The organism is Mycobacterium lehmannii (assembly GCF_001499925.1).
Classification (GTDB): Bacteria; Actinomycetota; Actinomycetes; order Mycobacteriales; family Mycobacteriaceae; genus Mycobacterium; species Mycobacterium lehmannii.
In genome coordinates this window covers 81,722-104,298 of record NZ_LQIR01000023.1, presented here as the reverse complement: position 1 = coordinate 104,298, position 22,577 = coordinate 81,722, and the positions used below count along the sequence as shown (strand labels likewise).

16 protein-coding genes and 2 pseudogenes are annotated in these 22,577 nt (G+C 67.4%); 15 read left to right on the top strand and 3 right to left on the bottom strand.

All coding sequences use genetic code 11. The features are described from left to right. Window positions 1–68: 68 nt before the first annotated feature. Together AU192_RS25805 and clpX are read left to right on the top strand one after the other, a co-directional pair. On the top strand, window positions 69–380 hold the full coding sequence (locus tag AU192_RS25805; RefSeq protein WP_198957161.1) for a hypothetical protein: 312 nt from the start codon (window positions 69–71) through the stop codon (window positions 378–380). A gap of 292 nt (window positions 381–672) precedes the next feature. After that, entirely contained in the window at window positions 673–1,953 is a 1,281-nt protein-coding gene (gene clpX, locus AU192_RS13410) for an ATP-dependent Clp protease ATP-binding subunit ClpX (protein ID WP_064396868.1), read from the top strand. A 90-nt stretch (window positions 1,954–2,043) separates the two neighbouring features. On the opposite strand, the gene fdhD is transcribed toward clpX, so the two are convergent. After that, the gene (fdhD, locus tag AU192_RS13405) at window positions 2,044–2,880 is read right to left on the bottom strand and encodes a formate dehydrogenase accessory sulfurtransferase FdhD (RefSeq protein ID WP_064396867.1); all 837 of its coding nucleotides are present in this window, start codon (window positions 2,878–2,880) and stop codon (window positions 2,044–2,046) included. Window positions 2,881–2,986: 106 nt separating this feature from the next. Between fdhD and AU192_RS25710 the strand changes: the two genes are divergently transcribed. The 6 genes and pseudogenes from AU192_RS25710 to AU192_RS25955 form a co-directional block, all read left to right on the top strand. Beyond that, on the top strand, window positions 2,987–3,130 hold the full coding sequence (locus tag AU192_RS25710; RefSeq protein WP_156431692.1) for a hypothetical protein: 144 nt from the start codon (window positions 2,987–2,989) through the stop codon (window positions 3,128–3,130). Window positions 3,131–3,448: 318 nt separating this feature from the next. Then, the gene (locus AU192_RS13400) at window positions 3,449–5,404 is read left to right on the top strand and encodes a 2-oxoacid:acceptor oxidoreductase subunit alpha (protein ID WP_064397394.1); all 1,956 of its coding nucleotides are present in this window, start codon (window positions 3,449–3,451) and stop codon (window positions 5,402–5,404) included. Then, window positions 5,401–6,471, top strand: coding sequence for a 2-oxoacid:ferredoxin oxidoreductase subunit beta (locus AU192_RS13395; protein ID WP_064396865.1), 1,071 nt, complete (start codon window positions 5,401–5,403; stop codon window positions 6,469–6,471). The genes AU192_RS13400 and AU192_RS13395 overlap by 4 nt, the downstream gene beginning before the upstream one ends. Before the next feature lie 10 nt (window positions 6,472–6,481). Next, complete coding sequence (mobA, locus tag AU192_RS13390; RefSeq protein ID WP_064396863.1) at window positions 6,482–7,072, top strand: molybdenum cofactor guanylyltransferase; 591 nt, start codon at window positions 6,482–6,484, stop codon at window positions 7,070–7,072. A gap of 1,141 nt (window positions 7,073–8,213) precedes the next feature. Then, window positions 8,214–8,438, top strand: a pseudogene (locus tag AU192_RS13385) (transglycosylase family protein); the annotation flags it as partial. 322 nt (window positions 8,439–8,760) lie between these two features. Continuing rightward, window positions 8,761–8,991: pseudogene (locus AU192_RS25955) on the top strand (transglycosylase family protein); the annotation flags it as partial. A gap of 145 nt (window positions 8,992–9,136) precedes the next feature. Here the strand turns inward: AU192_RS25955 and AU192_RS13375 are convergent. Both AU192_RS13375 and AU192_RS13370 read right to left on the bottom strand, forming a co-directional pair. Continuing rightward, entirely contained in the window at window positions 9,137–9,718 is a 582-nt protein-coding gene (locus AU192_RS13375) for a VOC family protein (protein ID WP_064396857.1), read from the bottom strand. Beyond that, a complete protein-coding gene (locus tag AU192_RS13370) occupies window positions 9,715–10,881 on the bottom strand; it encodes an FAD-dependent oxidoreductase (RefSeq protein WP_064396855.1) in 1,167 nt (388 codons plus the stop codon). Before AU192_RS13370 ends, AU192_RS13375 begins: the two co-directional genes overlap by 4 nt. A 72-nt stretch (window positions 10,882–10,953) precedes the next feature. Here AU192_RS13370 and AU192_RS13365 point away from each other — a divergent pair, with 72 nt between their 5' ends. From AU192_RS13365 to rne, 7 genes are all read left to right on the top strand, one after another. Next, window positions 10,954–12,987 (top strand): S9 family peptidase, encoded by a 2,034-nt coding sequence (locus AU192_RS13365; protein WP_064397392.1) that lies wholly within the window; start codon window positions 10,954–10,956, stop codon window positions 12,985–12,987. A gap of 10 nt (window positions 12,988–12,997) precedes the next feature. Further along, window positions 12,998–14,257 (top strand): saccharopine dehydrogenase family protein, encoded by a 1,260-nt coding sequence (locus tag AU192_RS13360; protein WP_064396853.1) that lies wholly within the window; start codon window positions 12,998–13,000, stop codon window positions 14,255–14,257. Between the two features lie 85 nt (window positions 14,258–14,342). Beyond that, complete coding sequence (locus AU192_RS13355) at window positions 14,343–16,994, top strand: valine--tRNA ligase (protein WP_064396851.1); 2,652 nt, start codon at window positions 14,343–14,345, stop codon at window positions 16,992–16,994. Beyond that, on the top strand, window positions 16,991–18,466 hold the full coding sequence (folC, locus tag AU192_RS13350; protein WP_082695013.1) for a bifunctional tetrahydrofolate synthase/dihydrofolate synthase: 1,476 nt from the start codon (window positions 16,991–16,993) through the stop codon (window positions 18,464–18,466). The genes AU192_RS13355 and folC overlap by 4 nt, the downstream gene beginning before the upstream one ends. Beyond that, window positions 18,463–18,855 (top strand): DUF4233 domain-containing protein, encoded by a 393-nt coding sequence (locus AU192_RS13345; protein ID WP_064396849.1) that lies wholly within the window; start codon window positions 18,463–18,465, stop codon window positions 18,853–18,855. Before folC ends, AU192_RS13345 begins: the two co-directional genes overlap by 4 nt. Before the next feature lie 39 nt (window positions 18,856–18,894). After that, on the top strand, window positions 18,895–19,302 hold the full coding sequence (gene ndk, locus AU192_RS13340; RefSeq protein ID WP_064397389.1) for a nucleoside-diphosphate kinase: 408 nt from the start codon (window positions 18,895–18,897) through the stop codon (window positions 19,300–19,302). Window positions 19,303–19,608: 306 nt separating this feature from the next. Next, window positions 19,609–22,467: a ribonuclease E gene (gene rne, locus AU192_RS13335; RefSeq protein ID WP_064396846.1), complete on the top strand. Its 2,859-nt coding sequence runs from the start codon at window positions 19,609–19,611 to the stop codon at window positions 22,465–22,467. The last annotated feature ends 110 nt before the right edge of the window (window positions 22,468–22,577 follow it).

Below are 22,577 nucleotides of genomic sequence, written 5' to 3'. Positions count from 1 at the left end.
CGGTTCGCGTCTGCCTTTGGCGTGGCACGCTGTTCGTCTGCACGGGCGGACGGCCAGGGAGGACCGCGATGACAGTTGGGATGCGAGCGGGTTTCGCGATGACCGCGTTGGCGGCGACGGCCGCGGTTTGCGGCCTGGCCCAGATCGCCTCGCCGGCGGTCGGTCAGGCTCAGGAACCGCCCTGTCCCGCAGGGACGTATTGGGACGTCTACTCGCTCCAATGCGTGCCCGTCGACGCGACCGTTTATGTCAACCCCCCGAACCCCGTCGTCGGGCCCGCAGGTCCCGTCGGTGTCGGAGGAGTGGTGGGCCCCGCTGGTCCGGGTCCGGTCGGGCCGGGACCGGCCGGGCCGGGTCCCGCAGGCCCCGGGCGCCGATAGCGTCACACCGAATCGGCGCCGGCGTGCACCGCGCCGATAACGGGTACTTTGGGTGCCGACGCCCTCTCGGTCCGGTCACGGCCACGACACGCCAACGACACGGCGGCGCGTTCGCTGGGGTCCGAGGGTAATCAGACGATATGTTGGCGCGAACACAGATGAATACCACTGGCGCGATTCGGCTTTGTCGGTCGCCTCGCGCGGGAACAAACGGGTAGCGTCGGGTTCACCACCCGAGGCAACCACCGAAAAGAAGCTTCATCGGCTGCGAGGAAAGTAGGACCCCACCACCATGGCGCGCATTGGAGACGGCGGTGACCTGCTGAAGTGCTCGTTCTGCGGCAAGAGTCAAAAGCAGGTTAAGAAGCTCATTGCGGGTCCGGGCGTCTATATCTGCGACGAGTGCATCGATCTCTGCAACGAGATCATCGAAGAGGAACTCGCCGATGCGGACGACGTAAAGCTCGACGAGTTGCCCAAACCCGCGGAGATCCGCGAGTTCCTCGAGGGTTACGTCATCGGACAAGACACCGCCAAGCGCACGCTCGCGGTCGCCGTCTACAACCACTACAAGCGCATCCAAGCGGGGGAGAAGAGCCGCGATTCGCGCTCCGAACCCGTCGAACTGGCCAAGTCCAACATCTTGATGCTGGGTCCGACCGGCTGCGGTAAGACCTACCTGGCGCAGACGTTGGCCAAGATGCTCAACGTGCCGTTCGCGATCGCCGACGCCACCGCGCTGACCGAAGCCGGATACGTGGGCGAGGACGTCGAGAACATTCTGCTCAAGCTGATCCAGGCCGCCGACTACGACGTCAAGCGCGCCGAGACCGGCATCATCTACATCGACGAGGTCGACAAGATCGCCCGCAAGAGCGAGAACCCGTCGATCACCCGTGACGTCTCCGGTGAGGGTGTCCAGCAGGCTCTGCTGAAGATCCTGGAGGGAACGCAGGCGTCGGTGCCTCCACAGGGCGGCCGCAAGCATCCGCACCAGGAGTTCATCCAGATCGACACCACCAACGTGTTGTTCATCGTGGCGGGAGCGTTCGCGGGTCTGGAGAAGATCGTGTCCGACCGCGTCGGCAAGCGCGGCCTGGGCTTCGGCGCCGAGGTGCATTCGAAGGCCGACGTCGACACCGCCGACCACTTCGCCGAGGTCATGCCCGAGGATCTGATCAAGTTCGGGTTGATCCCGGAGTTCATCGGCCGCCTGCCGGTGGTGGCGTCGGTGACGAATCTGGACAAGGACTCCCTTGTGCAGATCCTGTCCAAGCCCAAGAACGCGTTGGTGAAGCAGTACACGCGCCTGTTCGAGATGGACGGCGTCGAACTCGAGTTCACCGACGAGGCGCTCGAGGCGATCGCCGATCAGGCCATCCACCGCGGCACCGGTGCTCGCGGACTGCGCGCCATCATGGAAGAGGTCCTGCTTCCGGTGATGTACGACATCCCCAGCCGTGACGACGTCGCCAAGGTGGTCGTCACCAAGGAGACCGTGCAGGACAACGTGCTGCCGACGATCGTGCCGCGCAAGCCGTCGCGTCCGGAGCGTCGCGACAAGTCCGCCTGACGACGATCAAGCGGCGAGGAACGAGCCGCGTTGAGGAGTCGGGCAATCAGTCCCGCCTGACGACGATCAAGCGGCGAGGAACGAGCCGCGTCAGTGCACGACGCGGTCGGGACGGGTGTAGACGTTCATCGACCGGCCCCGCAGGAAGGCCACCAGGGTCAGCCCTGACTGGCTGGCCAAATCGACCGCCAGCGACGACGGCGCCGACACCGCCGCAAGCACCGGAATCCCCGCCATCACGGCCTTCTGCGTCAGCTCAAACGAAGCGCGTCCGCTGACCAGCAGGACGGTCCCCGTCAGCGGAACACGGTCCTGCTCGACCGCCCACCCGATGACCTTGTCCACGGCGTTGTGCCGGCCGATGTCTTCGCGCACGGCGAGCGTTGTGCCCCCGGAGTCGAACAGCGCGGCGCCGTGCAGGCCGCCCGTGCTGGCGAACACCTTCTGCGCTTTGCGCAGCCGCGCAGGCAGCTGCGAGAGCGTCTGCGCGGTGATGGTCGTTGGGTCGTCGCCCGGGCCGTGGCGGCTGCTCAGCTGTACTGCCTCCAGTGAGGCCTTTCCGCAGACCCCGCACGACGACGTGGTGTAGAAGTTGCGCGTGACGTCGACGTCGGGCGGCGCGACATGCGGGGCCAGCCGCACATCGAGGACGTTGTAGGTGTTCTGCGAAAAGCCCGCGTCGTCGACGCCCGTGCCTCTGCAGTAGCGCGCCGTGAGCACGTCGTCACGTCCGGCGATGACACCCTCGGTGAGCAGAAAGCCCTGCGCGAGTTCGACATCGGAGCCCGGAGTGCGCATCGTCACCGTGACGGGTGCGCCGTTGACGCGGATCTCCATCGGCTCCTCGACCACGAGGGTTTCCGGCCGCGCCACCGCGGAGTTCATGGTCACATGCTTTACCCGCCGCCTGGCTGTGACCCGACCCATGACTCCACACTAGGGCGATTCGACGTCGATAACGTTTTCCTTGCTGTTCATGCCGGGGCCAGCGCGCGAGGCGGCGTCATAGCCATTCGGACGGCACAATGGATGCGTGCACAACGAACTCGAACCGAACCGCCGCATGCCGGTCTGGCGTGATCCGCTGTCGGCTGGCTTCCGCGCGCACCGTCACCTGCTGTTACTGCGCCTGCGTTGGCACGAACGGCGCGGGGAGTCGGCGTCCACCCGGCACTGACAACGGGACGACCAGCACCGACGATGGGTGCTAGCTACCGGCTACTGGACAGTAACCATTTCCTTAGAATTTTTGTCTCGTAGACGTGACGAACAACACAGTTATGTCTCACGGCAGGCATCCGCACATCGACTGAGCTGTGTGTTCGACCCTCCGCGTGCGGCACGCCGCGGGCGAGTCCGGTGAAGGGCCGCCTAAGAAAAGTGCAATAATCGGTACTGGCAGTGACATCAAAAATTTTGGTGGACGTCCACCGACGGCGCGTCGACTCGACTGTGACTCGGAGGACGTCCCCACGCAGTGTGGAAGGCAGGCCTCGTGGCAGCGAAGGACAACGCGGTCAGTCCGGGGAGTGCGGGTCCTCGACAGAAGCTCGAGAAGGTCGTCATTCGATTCGCCGGCGACTCCGGCGACGGTATGCAGCTCACCGGTGACCGGTTCACCTCCGAAGCCGCCCTGTTCGGCAACGACCTTGCCACCCAACCGAATTACCCCGCCGAGATCCGCGCGCCGCAGGGCACGCTGCCCGGTGTGTCGTCGTTCCAGATCCAGATCGCCGACTACGACATCCTGACCGCGGGCGACCGCCCCGATGTGCTTGTCGCGATGAACCCGGCGGCGCTGAAGGCCAACGTCTCCGACCTGCCCCGCGGCGGTCTGATCATCGCCAACTCCGACGAGTTCACCAAGCGCAACCTCGCCAAGGTCGGCTATGAAGCCAATCCGTTGGAGACCGAGGAACTGTCCGACTACGTCGTGCAGGCCGTGCCGATGACGACCCTGACGCTGGGCGCGGTCGAGCCGATCGGCGCCTCCAAGAAAGACGGCCAGCGGGCGAAGAACATGTTCGCGCTCGGTCTGCTGTCGTGGATGTACGGCCGTGAACTCAAGCACAGCGAGGCGTTCATCCGCGAGAAGTTCGCCCGCAAGCCCGACGTCGCCGAGGCCAACGTGCTCGCGCTCAAGGCCGGCTGGAACTACGGCGAGACCACCGAGGCCTTCGCCAGCACCTATGAGGTCGCACCCGCCAAGCTCAAAACCGGTGAGTACCGCCAGATTTCCGGTAACACCGCGCTGGCCTACGGAATCGTCACCGCCGGTCAACTCGCCGATCTGCAGGTCGTGCTCGGCACCTACCCGATCACCCCGGCGTCGGACATCCTGCACGAGCTGTCCAAGCACAAGAACTTCAACGTGATGACCTTCCAGGCCGAGGACGAGATCGCCGGCATCGGCGCGGCTATCGGCGCGTCCTACGGCGGCGCCCTGGGCGTCACCAGCACGTCGGGCCCGGGCATCTCGCTGAAGTCCGAGGCGATCGGTCTGGCGGTGATGACAGAACTGCCGCTGATCATCATCGACGTGCAGCGCGGCGGGCCGTCGACCGGTCTTCCGACCAAGACCGAGCAGGCCGACCTCTTGCAGGTGATGTACGGCCGCAACGGCGAGTCGCCGGTCGCGGTGGTGGCGCCCCGCTCACCGTCGGACTGCTTCGACGTGGCCGTGGAGGCCGCCCGCATCGCGGTCAACTACCACACGCCGGTGGTCATCCTCTCCGACGGTGCGATCGCGAACGGCTCCGAGCCGTGGCGGATTCCGGACGTCAGCAGCTACCCGGCCATCGAGCACACGTTCGCCAAGTCCGGCGAGCCGTTCCAGCCGTACGCCCGCGATCCGGAGACCCTGGCGCGCCAGTTCGCGATCCCCGGTACGCCCGGTCTCGAGCACCGGATCGGTGGCCTTGAGGCGGCCAACGGCTCCGGCAACATCTCTTATGAGCCCAAGAACCACGACCTGATGGTCCGGCTGCGGCAGGCCAAGGTCGACGGCATCGCTGTGTCCGATCTCGAGGTCGACGACCCGACAGGTGACGCCGAACTGCTGATGCTCGGTTGGGGTTCCAGCTTCGGGCCGATCGGTGAGGCGTGCCGGCGGGCGCGCCGCAAGGGCATCAAGGTCGCCCAGGCGCACCTGCGCAACCTCAACCCGTTCCCGGCCAACCTCGGAGAGGTGCTGCGGCGGTATCCGACGGTCGTGTGTCCGGAGATGAACCTCGGCCAACTCGCTCTCCTGCTGCGGGGCAAGTACCTCGTCGACGTCCAGTCGGTCACCAAGGTGGAAGGCATGGCCTTCCTGGCAGACGAGGTCGAGGGCATCATTGATGCGGCGCTGGACGGAACGTTGGGCGAGAAGGAAAGTGACAAAGTGAAGTTCGCACGACTGGCGGCGGCGACCGTCGAAGTCGGCGTGAGCGGTGTGGGAGCGAACGTATGACCGACTTGATCGGAGCAGATCTCGGGTTGACCGCAGGCACCAGTCGGGTGCCGACGACCGATCAGCCGCAGAAGTCCAAGGACTTCACCAGCGACCAGGAGGTCCGCTGGTGCCCCGGTTGCGGTGACTACGTCATCCTCAACACCATCCGCAACTTCCTGCCCGAGTTGGGGTTGCGCCGCGAGAACATCGCGTTCGTCAGCGGTATCGGCTGCTCGAGTCGCTTCCCGTACTACCTGGAGACCTACGGGTTCCACTCGATCCACGGCCGCGCCCCGACGATCGCGACCGGCTTGGCGCTGGCCCGCGAGGATCTGTCGGTGTGGGTTGTCACCGGTGACGGTGACGCGCTGTCGATCGGCGGCAACCACCTGATTCATGCGCTGCGCCGCAACATCAACATCACGATCCTGTTGTTCAACAACCGGATCTACGGGTTGACCAAGGGCCAGTACTCCCCGACGTCGGAGGTCGGCAAGGTCACCAAGTCGACGCCGATGGGGTCGCTGGACTACCCGTTCAACCCGGTGTCGTTGGCGCTCGGTGCCGACGCGACGTTCGTCGGGCGTGCACTGGACTCCGACCGCAAGGGGTTGTCTGATGTGCTGCGCGCCGCCGCCGCTCACCGCGGTGCGGCCCTGGTCGAGATCCTGCAGGACTGCCCGATCTTCAACGACGGCTCGTTCGACGCCCTGCGCAAGGAAGGCGCCGAGGAGCGGCTGATCAACCTCACCCACGGTGAGCCGGTCACGTTCGGGGCCGACGGCGAGTACTGCGTGGTCAAGTCCGGCTACGGGCTCGAGATCGCCAAGACCGCCGATGTGTCGGCCGACGAGATCGTCGTGCACGACGCCAACCTCGAGGACCCCGCCTACGCGTTCGCGTTGTCGCGGCTGTCGGAACAGAGCCTCGAGCACATGGTGATGGGCATCTTCCGCCAGGTGAGCAAGCCGACCTACGACGATGCGGCCCGTCAGCAGATCACCGCGGCCCGCACCGAGAGGGCACACGACACGGCGGCGCTTCAGTCACTGCTTCGGGGCAAAGACACCTGGACTGTCGACTAACGTCACGGTCATGACGACCACCGTTCCGCTGGCCGGAATCATCCTGGCGGGCGGGGCTTCCCGCCGCATGGGCCGCGACAAGGCCACGTTGCCGTACGAAGGCTCGACGCTCGTCGAGCGGATGGTGGACATCCTCAAGCCGCGTTGCGCGCCGATCTTCGTCATCGCCGCCCCGGGGCAGGCGATGCCAGCGCTCGACGCCGAGGTTCTGCGCGACGAGGTGCTTGGCGTCGGCCCACTGCTGGCGACCGGCCGGGGGCTGCGGGCGGCCGCCGACGCCGGATCGGAACTCGCTTTCGTCTCCGCGGTGGACATGCCGCTGTTGACCGTCGACTTGATCGACACATTGGTCGCTCCGGCGGTGCGCGTCGGGGCAGACGTGGTGTTGCCCTGGGACGGCCGTGACCACTACCTGGCGGGCGTCTACCGCACCGCGCTGGCTGGGCGCGTCGACGAACTGATCGACGCGGGGGAGCGCAGCATGCGCGCGCTGGTCGACCGGGTCGACACACAGCGGATCGTGATGCCGCAACAGCGTGCGCTGACCAACATCAACACCGCCGCCGACCTGGAGGCGATCCGCAACGTGCAAATCGCCTAGCAAATTCACTGATTGAAATACCTGCTATTCGCAATTGTGTGAATTGAATTCCTGCCAGTGAATTAGATCGCGTTTTGCCGTGATAAGCACATCAACGTGCTGATAGCGGTTCGCCGCGTGAAAGCGCAATATCGGCATAACAGATGCACGAATACGGCTGGCTCTCAGCGTCTTTCGGCAGCATCACCCGCAGCGGTCGGCGAATTCGAGCTCGCTGGGGACTGATTCGGTGCCCGCGCCCGCCCCAAAGGTATGCCGCTGCGGGTGGGCCGGTCGCGGCGAAACTAGCGAGGCACGGCATGGCCTGGGGTTCAGAAGCCGGTTCACGGCCCGAGGGGTGTGCCGATGTATGTCGCACTGGCGACGAAAGCCCCGCGGGTGTAACGGATGCCGTGACGATCCGGTAGAGGCTGCCGCAGGGCGGTACATTCGGCCTCGAGTCGGTGACCTCGTGAGTTACTGACGCACAACGTATTTCAACTATCGAAGGCGTCGCAGGGCCAGCGAAGTTGCCGTAGGCATGGGCAACGATCATGCTCGTTGCGTTTCATTTCGTCGACGACACTGCGGTTTTCGCCGCTCCAACCAGTGCGCGACCGCACATACCCGTGTTCCAGCTCACAAAATGACCGTGAGATGGCTCACGGCATCGTGTCCTGACATCAGTTTTGCCGTGTCCGTCAAAGCGCAGCGCAACCTGGGAATATGCTGAGAGATCTGCGCCGTAATCGTTTCGTGATCATGCCGCGACACACCATCGCTCGATATGACGGCGGCCGAACTCTTTTTGTACGGTCCCCAATGGCTCTACCCGGAGCAAACAATTTGAAACCACGAACCTGTGTGTGAGTGGGGCTGTAGGAGGCGAACGGTCTCCGGCGGCCGCCGGCGCTGAGGCCCGGCGAGGCATTCCGGCCTCCCGCTGTCGCACCCGACCGAGACGGTGCGGCCCAACTCCCTGGCCTGGCTGACAGGCATGCCCACCCCGCGCGCTCTGGCGCGGGTGTGTGTTGGCGCGCGCGTGGCGAAAGGATAGAAGTTGAAGAACATCCGCAAGACACTTGGCCTGGCGACCTTTGCCGGAGCGCTCGCGTTGGCGCCCATGGCTCTGGCCACCGGCACTGCCAATGCGGACAGCGGTGTGGACTGGGATGCCGTCGCGGCGTGCGAGTCGGGCGGTAACTGGTCCATCAACACCGGTAACGGCTACTACGGCGGCCTGCAGTTCACCATGGGCACGTGGCAATCGAACGGTGGCAGCGGCTCCCCGCACAACGCCAGCCGCGAGGAGCAGATCCGCGTCGCCGAGAACGTGCTGCAGTCGCAGGGCATCGGCGCATGGCCGACCTGCGGCGGTCGCGGCTAAGCACGCGTTTCGTCTTGACAAAGAGGCGGTGCCGGGTATCCGGCACCGCCTCTTCTTTCTCAGAAGGCTCTTACGCCAATTAAGTAACGAATAAAACTTTTGACCCTCGCGTAACACGTGACGTTCATCACCCGACACACCGGATAACCGCAGCGGAGATCGAGGGGTTCTCGGATGCGGGCCTTGTGAAAACGGTCGGGGAAGGACCGCAGAGATGAACGTTCGTAATGCAGTGAGCAAGGGCCTCTTGGCCGCGGCGATCTCCGGAGCGCTGGCGATGGTGCCGATGGCACTGTCCGAGTCGTCGTTGGCCACAGCCAACGCCGATTCGGTGAACTGGGACGCCATCGCCGAATGCGAGTCCGGTGGCAACTGGGCGATCAACACGGGCAACGGCCACTACGGGGGTCTGCAGTTCAAGCAGGCCACCTGGGCTGCCAACGGCGGTGTCGGCAACCCCGCGACCGCGTCGCGCGCCGAGCAGATCCGCGTTGCCGAGAATGTCCTGCGCACCCAGGGCCTGAAGGCGTGGCCGAAGTGCGGACCCCGCGGCGCGACGCCCGCCGTGTGGACCACGCCGTCGGGTCCGTCCGCTCCGACCGCACGGACGGTGCCTGCCTCGGCGACCGGCTGCGCTTCGATGCCGTCCAGCGGGCTGTTCGGCTTCGTCAACCCGCGTCAGATGTGCACCGCGCTGCTCAACCCGATCGGGACGATCGCCGGAGCACGCTGAACTCGTTGCCCTGCGGATCGCTCAGCGCCCCGGGAGCCGAGTCGACGCTCCACTGCCAGCGGTTGGGAACGACACGGTCATCGTCGACGCGGACGAACTTCCAGATGAGGTCCTCCCAACCGGCCGACCCGTAGAGCCACCGCGGTGTCCCGTCGGGACCGTCCCGCAGTTCGGCTCCCACCCGGGGCGCCCACCAGGCGGCGAGCTCTTCGGGCCGGTCGCTGTCCGTGCAGACGGCGAAGACGCGGGCGGGCGGGCCTCCTCCCGGGTCCTGCGGGAACGCGCAGAATTCGTTGCCCTCGATGTCTGCCAGCATCGTCCACCCGGTGTGGTCGGCGAGGACGCGGGCGCCGAGGTCGAGGAGCGACGCGACATCGCGCACGTAGAGGTCGACGTGGACGCGGTTCTTCACCGTCTTCGGGCAGTTCTGCGGTCGGAAGACCAACAGCCTGCGCTGGGCCTCGGCGCCGAGGACCGCGGCCCAGAAGGCGGTCATCGCCGGCGGGTCGGCCGCGTCGACGACCAGCGGGCCCAGCCGCACGGTCACACCGCGAACAGGTCGCGGTCGGTCGGCAGCTTGAACGCCGACCGCGACGCCACATCGGCCAGGTGGCGGGCCACCAGGGCTTCGGGTCCCAGCACCGTCGCACGGCTCACGAGCGCACTGATCGCCGGCGGCAGGTTCATGACGCGCCCGATGAACCGCGATTCGCGGACCAGCGAGCGGACCCGCGGGCGGCGGAACTTCTCGAACCGCGCGAAGGCGGTGGCGACATCGTCGTCGCCATCGAGGAACCTCGCGAGGATCGCGGCGTCCTCCAGCCCCTGACAACCGCCCTGTCCGAGGTGCGGGCGCATCGGATGCGCGGCGTCACCGACCGTCACGACCGAACCCCGCGACCACTGGCGGGCCTCGTCGCGGTCATAAAGGTCGTTGCGCAGGACGGCCTTGGGGTCGGTGGCGGCCAGGATCTCGGGGATGGGCGCGGCCCACGACGCGAACCGTTCCTGAAGGTAGGGCAGTTCACCCTGCGGCGCCGTCGTCCCCTCGGGTACGCGTTCGGTGGCGAACCAGTAGGTGTGGTCCTCTCCGAGCGGCACGTGGCCGAACTCGACCGCGGGTCCGAGCGTCTCGCCCGCGAGCTCAGGATCGATCGTGCACTGAGCCACTCCGCGCCACGCGGTGTAGCCGACGTATTGGTTGTGCAGCGGTCCGTTGAGATGACGGGCGACCATCGAATGGGTGCCGTCGGCGCCCACGACGGCCTCGGCCTCCAGCACCGCGGAGTCGGCCAGCCTTATTCTTACGCCGTCGGCGGTCGTCGCCAGCGCCTCGGCCGCCACTCCGGCTTTCAGGGTGCCGTCGGCGAGCGCACCGGCCAGGATCGACGTCAACGCCGAGCGGCGGATGACCACGAGAGGTTCGCCGAGGGCCTTGATGAGGCGTTGCCGTTCGGGTCGCCGCAGCCAGCTGCTGTCACGCCAACGGGCCGCGCCCGCGGTGACCCGGCCGCCGGCTTGACGCACCGGGTCGCCGAGGCCGATGTCGTCGAGTGCGGCCAATGCGTTGGGCCAGATGCTGATCCCGGCGCCGGACGACGTGTCGGCGCGCTCCTCGACGAGCGTGACGTCGTGTCCGCGCTGTTGCAGCGCGACGGCGCTCGCCAGCCCGGCGATGCCTGCCCCGACCACTACGATCCGCTTCGGCATCTGTCGAACGTAGCGCGCCGAGCGCGCAGTTCGTGCAGAGAAGGCGTCCGATCGGTGTGCTACGAACGGGGCATGATCGCGACGGCCCCCGACGCCCTGTCCACCTCGTCTCGCGCCCCCTTCCACGACCTCGACGAGTACGTCGCGTTGCCCCGCCTCTCGGGGCTGGCGCTGTCGCCGGACGGAACACGGTTGGTGACCACCGTCGCCCAACTCAACGACAAGAGAACCGAATACGTCAGTGCGGTCTGGGAGCTCGATCCCGCCGGTGCCCAACCGGCACGCCGACTGACGCGAGGGACCAAGGGGGAGTCGGCGCCCGCGTTCGCGGCCAACGGCGACCTGCTGTTCATCGCCGTCCGCCCGACCCCCGATGACGACGAGCCGCCCGCCGCGCTGTGGCGGCTGCCGTCGACCGGCGGTGAGGCGGCGCAGGTGTTGGCGCTTCCCGGCGGCGTCGAGGCGGTGCGCCCCGCCCGCGAGGAGGACGTCGTTGTGGTGCGCTCACCGCTGATGCCGTCGGCACGGACCATCGACGACGACCGTCGGCTCCGGTCCCTGCGCAAGGACAACAAGATCACCGCGATCCTGCACACCGGTTATCCGATCCGCCACTGGGACTCCGATCTCGGGCCGGGCGAGCCGCACCTGCTCGGCGTCGCGTTGACCAACGATTCCGCCCGCGGTGAGGACGTCCGCGACCTGACCCCCGCGCCGGGCGCTGCATTGCGCGACTCCGACTTCGACGTCAGTTCCGACGGGCGCTTTCTGGTCACCACGTGGCAACGGCCCGCCCCCGGCGCGTCTCGGCAATCGGTGTTGATGCGAATCGACCTCGACAGCGGCGAACGCACGGTGGTGGTGGAGGAGGCCGCCGCCGACGTGTGGAGTCCGTCCATCTCCCCGGATGGTTCGACCGTCGTCTACCTGCGCGAGACGTTCTCGACGCCCGACACCCCACCGCGAATAACGCTGGGCTGCATCCGATTCGGTGACAGTCCACGCGTGCTCACCGACGATTGGGACCGGTGGCCGGCATCGGTGACATGGCTGCGGGACGGCTCGGCGGTGATCGTCACGGCCGATCAGGACGGCAGGGCACCGGTCTTCCGTGTCGACCTCGCCGACGGCGCGGTGACCCAGCTGACCTTCGACGATTACTGTTACTCCGACGCGGTGGTCGCTGCGGGCGGTGTGCTGTTCGCGTTGCGCAGCTCCTACGCCGCGCCACCCCACCCCGTGCGCATCGACCCCGACGGCGCGATCACCGAACTCCCATGTGCGGCGTCGCCGCCGCTGCCGGGGACGCTGACCGAACTCGAGACGACCTACGCCGACGGCACGCGAGTGCGTTCGTGGCTGGCGCTGCCGGCGGGTAACGGCGAGGCACCGCTGCTGTTGTGGATCCACGGCGGCCCGTTGGCCAGCTGGAACGTGTGGTCGTGGCGGTGGAATCCGTGGCTGCTGGCGGCTCGCGGATATGCGGTGCTGCTGCCCGATCCCGGGATGTCCACCGGTTACGGGCAGGACTTCATCGCACGAGGTTGGGGCGCATGGGGCGGTGCCCCGTTCGAGGATCTGATGGCCCTCACCGACGCCGCGTGCACCCATCCGCGCATCGACGCGTCCCGCACCGCGGCGATGGGTGGATCGTTCGGCGGTTACATGGCCAACTGGGTCGCCGGCCACACCGACAGGTTCGACGCGATCGTCACCCACGCCAGCCTCTGGGCGCTCGACCAGTTCGGCGCCACCACCGACTCGTCGTACTACTGGCTACGCGAGATGACGCGCGACATGGCGCAGGCGAACTCGCCGCACCGCCACGTGGGCGAGATTCGCACGCCCATGCTGGTCATCCACGGCGACAAGGACTACCGGGTGCCGATCGGCCAGGCACTGCGGCTCTGGTACGAGCTGCTGACCCACTCCGCGCTGCCCGCCGACGCCGACGGCGACAGCCCGCACCGGTTCCTGTACTTCCCGTCGGAGAACCACTGGGTGCTCACACCCCAACACGCCAAGATCTGGTACCAGGTCGTCATCGGGTTCTTGGCCCGGCACGTGCTCGGTGAGGACGTCGAGGTGCCCGAGACGCTCGGGTAGCGTCGCGACCATGAGCGCACCGGAGCGGGAATTCGACATCGTCTTGTACGGAGCAACCGGGTTCGTCGGGAAACTCACCGCCGAATACCTGGCCAGGACGGCGCCGGACGCCCGGATCGCGCTTGCAGGTCGGTCGCACGACAAGCTGATCGCGGTCCGAGACTCCCTGGGTGGCAAGGCCGCCTCCTGGGCGCTGATCACCGCGGACGCGTCGCAGCCGTCGACACTGAACGCGATGGCCGCACAGACGCGCGTGGTGGTGACCACGGTGGGGCCCTACGCGAAGTACGGTCTGCCGTTGGTCGCGGCGTGCGCGGCCGCCGGCACCGACTATGCGGACCTGACCGGTGAGTCGTTGTTCATCCGCGAGAGCATCGACCAGTACCACAAGCAGGCCGCCGACACCGGCGCCCGGATCGTGCACTCGTGCGGATTCGATTCCGTCCCATCGGATCTCACGGTGTTCGCGTTGTACCGGCGCGCGCAGCAGGACGGCGCGGGCGAACTCACCGACACCAACCTTGTGGTGCGCTCCTTCAAGGGCGGGGTCTCCGGCGGCACGGCCGCGTCGATGATCGAGGTCATGCGGGCGGCGTCGTCGGACGAAGAGGCGCGACGGGTGATGAACGACCCGTACACGCTCACCCCCGACCGCGCCGCCGAACCCGAACTGGGCGGTCAACCCGATCTGCGGTGGCGGCGGGGCGCGGAGATCGCACCGGAGCTCGACGGGTACTGGGTTGCGCCTTTCGTGATGGCCGCGGTGAACACCCGTATCGTGCGGCGCAGCAACGCATTACTCGACTACGCCTATGGTCGGCGTCTGGAGTACGGCGAACAGATGAGTATGGGCAAGTCGGTGCTCGCGCCGGTCGCATCGGCGCTGGCCGCTGCCGGCAACGTCGCGACGATGGCGCTGGGCAGCCGTTACTTCGACCGCGTGCCCAGCAAGCTGGTCGACCGGGTGCTGCCCAAACCCGGCACCGGTCCCAGCGAGAAGGTCCGCGAGAGCGGCCACTACACCGTCGAAACGTACGCGACGACCACCACGGGCACCCGGTATCGGGCCGTCATGTCGCAGAAGGGCGATCCGGGCTACAAGGCGACGGCGGTGCTGCTGGGGGAGTGTGGGCTCGCGCTGGCGCTGGACCGGGACAAGCTGTCTGACCTTCGCGGCGTGCTCACCCCCGCCGCGGCGATGGGCGACGCGTTGCTCACCCGCCTGCCCGCCGCGGGGGTGACGCTGGAGACGACGCGCCTACACAGGTAGCGCACGTCACATCGCATCAGGAGCGAAAAGCCGCTCCGTTCGGGGCAGTTAGCGACAGCGCGCACTGCATTCCTAGAATTGCGGGGTGACCGCCAGCCCCCGATCCTCTGCCGAAGCCCTGCCCAAGTCCTGGGACCCGGCCGCAGTGGAGAGCGACCTCTACGAGGGCTGGGTCAAGGCCGGCTACTTCACCGCCGACGCGACCAGCAGCAAGCCGGCTTATTCGATCGTGCTGCCCCCGCCGAATGTCACCGGCAACCTGCACATGGGCCACGCGCTGGACCACACCCTGATGGATGCGCTGACGCGCCGCAAGCGGATGCAGGGCTACGAGGTGTTGTGGCTACCGGGCATGGATCACGCCGGCATCGCCACCCAGTCGGTCGTCGAGAAGCAACTCGCGGTCGACGGCAAGACCAAAGAGGATTTCGGCCGCGACCTGTTCGTGGACAAGGTCTGGGACTGGAAGCGGGAATCCGGTGGCACGATCGGCGCGCAGATGCGCCGCCTCGGCGACGGCGTCGACTGGAGCCGCGACCGGTTCACGATGGACGAGGGCCTGTCGCGCGCGGTGCGCACGATCTTCAAGCGACTCTTCGACGCGGGCCTGATCTACCAGGCCGAGCGACTGGTCAACTGGTCGCCGGTGCTCGAGACCGCCATCTCCGACCTCGAGGTCAAATACGAAGACATCGACGGTGAGCTGGTGTCGTTCCGGTACGGCTCGCTCCACGACGACGAACCGCACATCGTCGTCGCCACCACCCGAGTCGAGACGATGCTGGGCGACACGGCGATCGCGGTGCACCCCGACGACGAGCGCTACCGCGACCTGGTCGGCAAGACGCTGCCGCACCCGTTCATCGACCGCGACATCGTGATCGTCGCCGACGAGCACGTCGACCCCGAATTCGGTACGGGCGCCGTCAAGGTGACGCCCGCCCATGACCCCAACGACTTCGAGATCGGTCTGCGCCACCAGCTCCCGATGCCGTCCATTATGGACACCAAGGGCCGAATCGTCGGCACTGGAACGGAATTCGACGGCCAGGACCGCTTCGAGGCTCGGGTCAAGGTGCGCGAGGCGCTGGCCTCGCAAGGCCGCATCGTCGCGGAGAAGCGGCCGTACGTGCACAGCGTCGGCCACTCCGAACGCAGCGGCGAGCCGATCGAGCCGAGGCTGTCGCTGCAGTGGTGGGTCAAGGTCGACGCGCTGGCCAAGGCCGCCGGCGACGCAGTTCGCAACGGCGACACCGTGATTCACCCGCCCAGCCTCGAGCCCAGGTGGTTCGCGTGGGTGGACAACATGCACGACTGGTGCATCTCGCGCCAGCTGTGGTGGGGCCACCGCATCCCGATCTGGCACGGCCCCGGCGGCCAGACCGTCTGTGTCGGGCCCGACGAGACGCCGCCCGAGGGCTGGGAGCAGGACCCCGACGTGCTCGACACCTGGTTCAGTTCGGCGCTATGGCCGTTCTCCACCATGGGCTGGCCGGACCACACCGCTGACCTCGCCAAGTTCTATCCGACGACCGTGCTGGTCACCGGGTACGACATCTTGTTCTTCTGGGTGGCGCGGATGATGATGTTCGGCACCTTCGTCGCCGACGATCCGGCGATCACCCTCGACGGTCAGCGCGGACCCCAGGTGCCGTTCCAGAACGTCTTCCTGCACGGGCTGATCCGCGACGAGCACGGCCGCAAGATGAGCAAGTCACGCGGTAACGGGATCGATCCGCTGGACTGGGTGGAGATCTTCGGGGCCGACGCGCTGCGATTCACGCTGGCCCGCGGGGCGAGCCCGGGCGGTGACCTGTCCATCGGCGAGGATCACGCCCGAGCGTCACGCAACTTCGCCACCAAGCTGTTCAACGCCACCCGGTTCGCCTTGATGAACGGCGCCGCACCCGCTCCGCTCCCAGAGACCGCCGAGCTGACCGACGCCGACCGGTGGATCCTGGCCCGGATGGAACAGGTTCGCGCGGAGGTGGATTCGGCCTTCGACGCCTACGAGTTCAGCCGCGCGTGCGAATCGCTCTACCACTTCGCCTGGGACGAGTTCTGCGACTGGTACGTCGAGCTGGCCAAGGTGCAGCTCGCCGAGGGCATCACGCACACGACGGCCGTGCTGGCCGCGGTGCTCGACACGCTGCTGAAGCTTTTGCATCCGGTGATGCCGTTCGTCACCGAGGTGCTGTGGAAGACCCTGACCGGCGGCGAGTCGGTGGTGATCGCCGACTGGCCGACGCCATCGGGTTTCGAACCCGATCCAGTTGCCGCGCAACGGGTCGCGGATATGCAGAAGCTGATCACCGAGGTGCGCCGCTTCCGCAGCGATCAGGGACTCAACGACCGGCAGAAGGTGCCCGCGCGGTTGTCGGACATCGCCGGCGCGGACCTGCAGGCGCAGGTGCCCGCCGTGCGCTCGTTGGCCTGGCTGACCACCGACGGTGATGGCTTCGCCCCGACCGCGGCCATCGAGGTGCGGCTGTCGCGCGGCACCGTGACCGTCGAGGTCGACACCTCGGGCACCGTGGACGTGGCCGCCGAGCGGCGCCGGCTGGAAAAGGATCTCGCCGCGGCGCAGAAGGAACTGGCCAGTACGACAGGAAAACTCGGAAACGAGGCGTTTCTGGCGAAGGCGCCCGCAGAGGTCGTCGACAAGATCCGCGGACGCCAGCAGATCGCCCAAGAGGAAGTCGAGCGCATCACTGCGAGGTTGGCCGCGCTGCGATGACCGACCCGGAGCCGGACGACCTGCCAGAGCCGGACGTGGAGCCGTTGGGGCCGCCGGATCCCGAGCCTTCACCGGACGAGATCGCGGCGCTCCTGCAAGTCGAGCACCTGCTCGACCAGCGTTGGCCCGAAACGAAACTCGAACCCAGCACGACGCGCATCTCGGCGCTGCTCGAACTGCTCGGTTCACCGCAGCGCGGGTACCCGTCGATCCACATCGCGGGTACCAACGGCAAGACGTCCGTCGCGCGGATGGTCGATGCGCTGCTGACCGCACTGCACCGCCGCACCGGACGCACCACCAGCCCGCACCTGCAATCGGCGGTCGAGCGCATCTCGATCGACGGCAAGCCGATCAGCCCCGCGGCCTACGTCGACACTTATCGCGAGATCGAGCCGTTCGTGCACCTGGTCGATCAGCAGTCCGAGGCCGGCGTTCTCGGAAAGGCTGGCCCCGCCATGAGCAAGTTCGAGGTCGTGACCGCGATGGCGTTCGCCGCCTTCGCCGATGCGCCGATCGACGTCGCTGTCGTCGAGGTCGGCCTCGGCGGTCGCTGGGACGCCACCAACGTCGTGAACGCGCCCGTCACGGTGATCACTCCGATCGGTGTCGACCACGCTGAGTACCTGGGCGACACCCTCGCCGAGATCGCCGCCGAGAAGGCCGGGATCATCGGCAAACAGGAAGACGACCTCGTTCCCACCGATACGGTCGCGATCATCGGCAGGCAGGCGCCCGAGGCGATGGAAGCGCTGCTGGCCCAGACGGTGCGCGCGGACGCGGCGGTCGCGCGCGAGGACTCGGAGTTCGCGGTACTCGGCAGGCAGGTCGCCGTCGGCGGGCAGCTGCTCGAACTGCAGGGGCTCGGCGGCCTGTACTCCGAAATCTTCCTGCCGCTACACGGAGAACACCAGGCGCACAACGCCGCGCTCGCGCTTGCGGCCGTCGAGGCGTTCTTCGGCGCCGGGGCACAGCGCCAGCTGGACATCGACGCGGTGCGGGCGGGCTTCGCCGCGGTGACAAGCCCCGGCCGGCTGGAGAGGATGCGCAGCGCGCCAACGGTTTTCATCGATGCCGCGCACAATCCGGCCGGAGCCACGGCGTTGGCGCAGGCACTGCAGGAGGAGTTCGACTTCCGCTTTCTGGTCGGCGTCGTGTCGGTGATGGGCGACAAGGACGTCGACGGCATCCTGACCGCCCTGGAACCGGTGTTCGACCAGGTCGTCGTCACGCACAACGGATCACCGCGCGCGCTCGACGTGGAGGCATTGGCGCTGGTGGCCGAGCAGAGGTTCGGTCCCGAGCGGGTGGTCACCGCGGCGACGCTGCCCGACGCGATCGAGATCGCCACCGCGATCGTCGAGGAGTCGGCGATCGAGGGTGAACTGCTGGGGGGTGCGGGGATCGTGATCACCGGCTCGGTCGTCACCGCCGGAGCGGCACGCACGCTGTTCGGAAAGGACCCGCAATGACCGAACCGGCGCCGCAGCAGCCGGATCCCTGGAAGAGCTTCCGCGGGGTGATGGCGGGCACGCTGATCCTGGAAGCCATCGTCGTGCTACTGGCGCTGCCGGTGGTGGCCAATATCGGCGGCGGCCTCACGGCGGCCACCGGCGGCTTCCTCATCGGGATGGCGGTGATCCTGGTGCTGCTGGCCGGCGTGCAGGGCAAACCGTGGGCGATCTGGGTGAACGTGGGCCTTCAGGTCGTGTTGATCGCGGGTGTGGTCCTCGACGGGGCGATCGCGTTCGTCGGGGTGATCTTCCTGGTGGTGTGGCTGCTGATCGCCTATCTGCGCGCCGAGGTCCTTCGCCGCCAGAAGAGGGGACTTCTGCCTGGTCAGCAGCGTCCGCCGGAGTAGTCGATTTCGGCGGCTATTCTGTCGGCCGTGACTGAGCCGATTGAACGGACCCTCGTGTTGGTCAAGCCCGACGGCGTCAAGCGGCGTCTTGTCGGTGACATCCTTTCCCGGATCGAACGCAAAGGGCTGGCGATCGCCGAGCTGAAGCTGGTGACCGTCAGCGACGAGTTGGCCCGCAGGCATTACGCCGAGCACGAGGGCAAGCCGTTCTTCGATTCGCTGCTCGCGTTCATCACATCGGGCCCGCTCGTGGCGGCGGTCGTGGAGGGTCCACGTGCCATCGCGGCGTTCCGGCAGATCGCTGGCGGAACCGACCCCGTGGAGAAGGCCGCACCGGGCACCATCCGCGGTGACCTGGCCCTGATCACCCAGGACAACCTCGTTCACGGCTCGGATTCCCCAGAGTCCGCGGCGCGCGAGATCGATCTCTGGTTCCCCGGCAAGTAGGGGGTTTCGCGACCTGTCTCGCCCAGCCTGGTCGGGCGGGGCGTCGTGATGTGGGATACTCGACGCGGGTGACCGGCCGCCAACCGGGACCGGACACCCGAATGAAGACTTAGACGTGCGCGACCATCGCCACGCGTGATGCGGCGCCGACCGTCCAGCCATCATTCAGACCGGCACCGGGATGGTCCCCAGTGGGCCGCTCGGAGCGAGACCACAACAAGCTCGGGCGAAGTCACCCGGGTCCATAGCGGAAGTCCTCGCGTGGCCGCGTCAAACACGACGCGCCCGGGGGCTTAAGGAGACTACGTGGCCGAAGATGCCCCCACCGAAGACCTATCTGAACACACGCGAGAAGCACAGGACGCTCAGCCGGAGTCGTTGAGAGTCGATTCGCTGGCTCAGGTGCTGGGCACCACCAGCGAGCGGGTTCTCGAGGCGCTGACCGCGCTGGACGGCCGCCCTCGCACCGCCGAATCCCCTCTCGGGGAGGACGAGGCCCAACGCGTGCGCGAAGCGCTCGCCGACGGTGCCGAAGCGCCGCAGACGTCCGAACCGGCGGATGTCGCCGAACCTCCGGATTCCTCCGAACCGAGAAACGGAGACGAGCCGGAGTCCCGGACGATTCTGGAGACCCCGGCGGAACAGGCGCCGCAGCGCGCCGAATACATGCCGCTGTTCGTCGCGCCGCAGCCCGTCCGCTTCGAATACGACGCCGACGACGATGACGACGACACCGACGACGACGGTGACGACGGCCAGGACAGCGACGACGACCAGTCCGAGCGACCCTCCGGTCGCCGTCGCCGCCGCGGTCGGCGCGGACGGGGCCGCGGTCGCGGTGAGCAGAACGGTGACGACGCCGACGGCGACGGGGACGCCGATCAGGGCGGTTCCCAGGGTTCGGACTCCGACGGCGACGACTCGGACGACTCCGACGAGGACAATGGCGACGACGAGAACACCGGCACCGATGGCGCCACCCGCCGTCGCCGCCGCCGTCGTCGTCGCAAATCGGGATCGGGGGACGACAGCGACGCGACCTCGCCCGACGATCCGCCCAACACCGTCGTGCACGAGCGCGAACCGCGGAAGTCGACCAGAAACGACAAGTCCGGCAGCGGCGACGGCGAGATCCAGGGAATCAGCGGATCTACCCGGCTGGAGGCCAAACGGCAACGCAGGCGCGACGGCCGAGACGCGGGCAGGCGCCGCCCGCCCATCCTGAGCGAGGCCGAATTCCTGGCCAGGCGCGAGGCAGTCGAACGGATGATGGTCGTGCGCGACAAGGTCCGCACCGAACCTCCGCACGAGGGCGCCCGCTACACGCAGATCGCCGTGCTCGAGGACGGCGTCGTCGTCGAGCACTTCGTGACCTCGGCGGCGTCGGCCTCCCTGGTCGGCAACATCTACCTCGGCATCGTGCAGAACGTGCTGCCCTCGATGGAGGCGGCCTTCGTCGATATCGGCCGCGGGCGCAACGGTGTCCTCTACGCCGGCGAGGTCAACTGGGAAGCCGCCGGACTCGGCGGCGCGGCCCGCAAGATCGAACAGGCGCTCAAGCCGGGCGACTACGTCGTCGTCCAGGTCAGCAAGGACCCCGTCGGCCACAAGGGCGCCCGGTTGACGACGCAGGTGTCGTTGGCGGGTCGGTACCTGGTCTACGTGCCCGGAGCCTCGTCGACCGGGATCAGCCGCAAACTGCCCGACACGGAACGCCAGCGTCTCAAGGAGATCCTGCGTGAGGTGGTGCCGCCCGACGCCGGTGTGATCATCCGGACCGCGTCCGAGGGCGTCAAAGAAGAGGACATCCGCAACGACGTCGAACGCCTCGCCAAGCGCTGGTCCGAGATCGAGGCCAAGGCCGCCGACATCACCGCCAAGAAGGCCGGTGCGGCCGTCGCGCTCTACGAAGAGCCCGATGTGCTGGTCAAGGTGATCCGCGACCTGTTCAACGAAGACTTCACGGGCTTGACGGTCTCCGGCGACGACGCCTGGAAGACCATCAACGACTATGTGAATTCGGTTGCGCCCGAACTTCTTCCGCGGCTGACGAAATACGAGCCCGCTTCCGCCGACGGCCCCGACGTGTTCGCGGTGCACCGCATCGACGAGCAACTGACCAAGGCGATGGACCGCAAGGTGTGGCTGCCCTCGGGCGGCACGCTCGTGATCGACCGCACCGAGGCCATGACCGTCATCGACGTCAACACCGGCAAGTTCACCGGGTCGGGCGGCAACCTCGAGCAGACCGTCACCCGCAACAACCTCGAAGCGGCCGAGGAGATCGTGCGCCAGCTGAGGCTGCGCGACATCGGCGGCATCGTGGTGATCGACTTCATCGACATGGTGCTGGAGAACAACCGCGACCTGGTGCTGCGGCGGCTGACCGAGGCGCTGGCCCGGGACCGGACTCGCCATCAGGTCTCCGAGGTGACCTCGCTGGGCCTGGTCCAGTTGACGCGCAAGCGGCTCGGCACCGGTCTGGTGGAGGCGTTCTCGACGCCATGCACACACTGCAGCGGGCGCGGGATCGTGCTGCACGGCGACCCGGTCGACTCGACGTCGAGCAGCGGACGAAAGTCCGACACCGGCGGTCGGCGTGGTAAGCGCGGAAAGCGCGGTGCCAAGTCCGACGACGTCGCCGTGGCCAAGGTCCCGCCGCATCCCGCGGGCGAGCACCCGATGTTCAAGGCGATGGCGGCGGCCAACGGTCGCCATGACGCAGACGACGATGCCGTCGACGAAGACACCACCGACGATGAGCGCCGCGACCAGAAGCCCGAGGAGGTCGCCGAGACCGATTCCGAAGCCATCCGCACCGCGGTGATCGAGTCGGGCGAGGACGATATCGAGGACCTCGAGGACGAGGACTTCGACGAGACCGACTCCGATGATTCCGACGAAGACGAGGACGAGGACGAGGACGAGGACGAGATCGACCTGGATTCCGATGACGACGAAGACGACATCGACGACGACATCGAGGTCATCGGCGCCGACGACTCCGACGACGACTCTGATGAGGACGACGACGAGGATTCGGACGAGGACGAGGACTCCACGGACTACGACACCAGGGGGGTCGCATCTGCGGCTGTCTCGCGAGGGCGGCACCGGCGTCGCGCGGCCGCCCGACCTGCGGGCCCGCCAAGCCACGAGCGCTGACCTGCTGGCCCGGGGGCCGACAAGCCGTGACCTGCGGTGATTTGACCCTCATACGGCGGCTCAAGTAGCCTTGAGCAGTTGTCGCCAGGCTGGACCATGCGAGTCGGCGG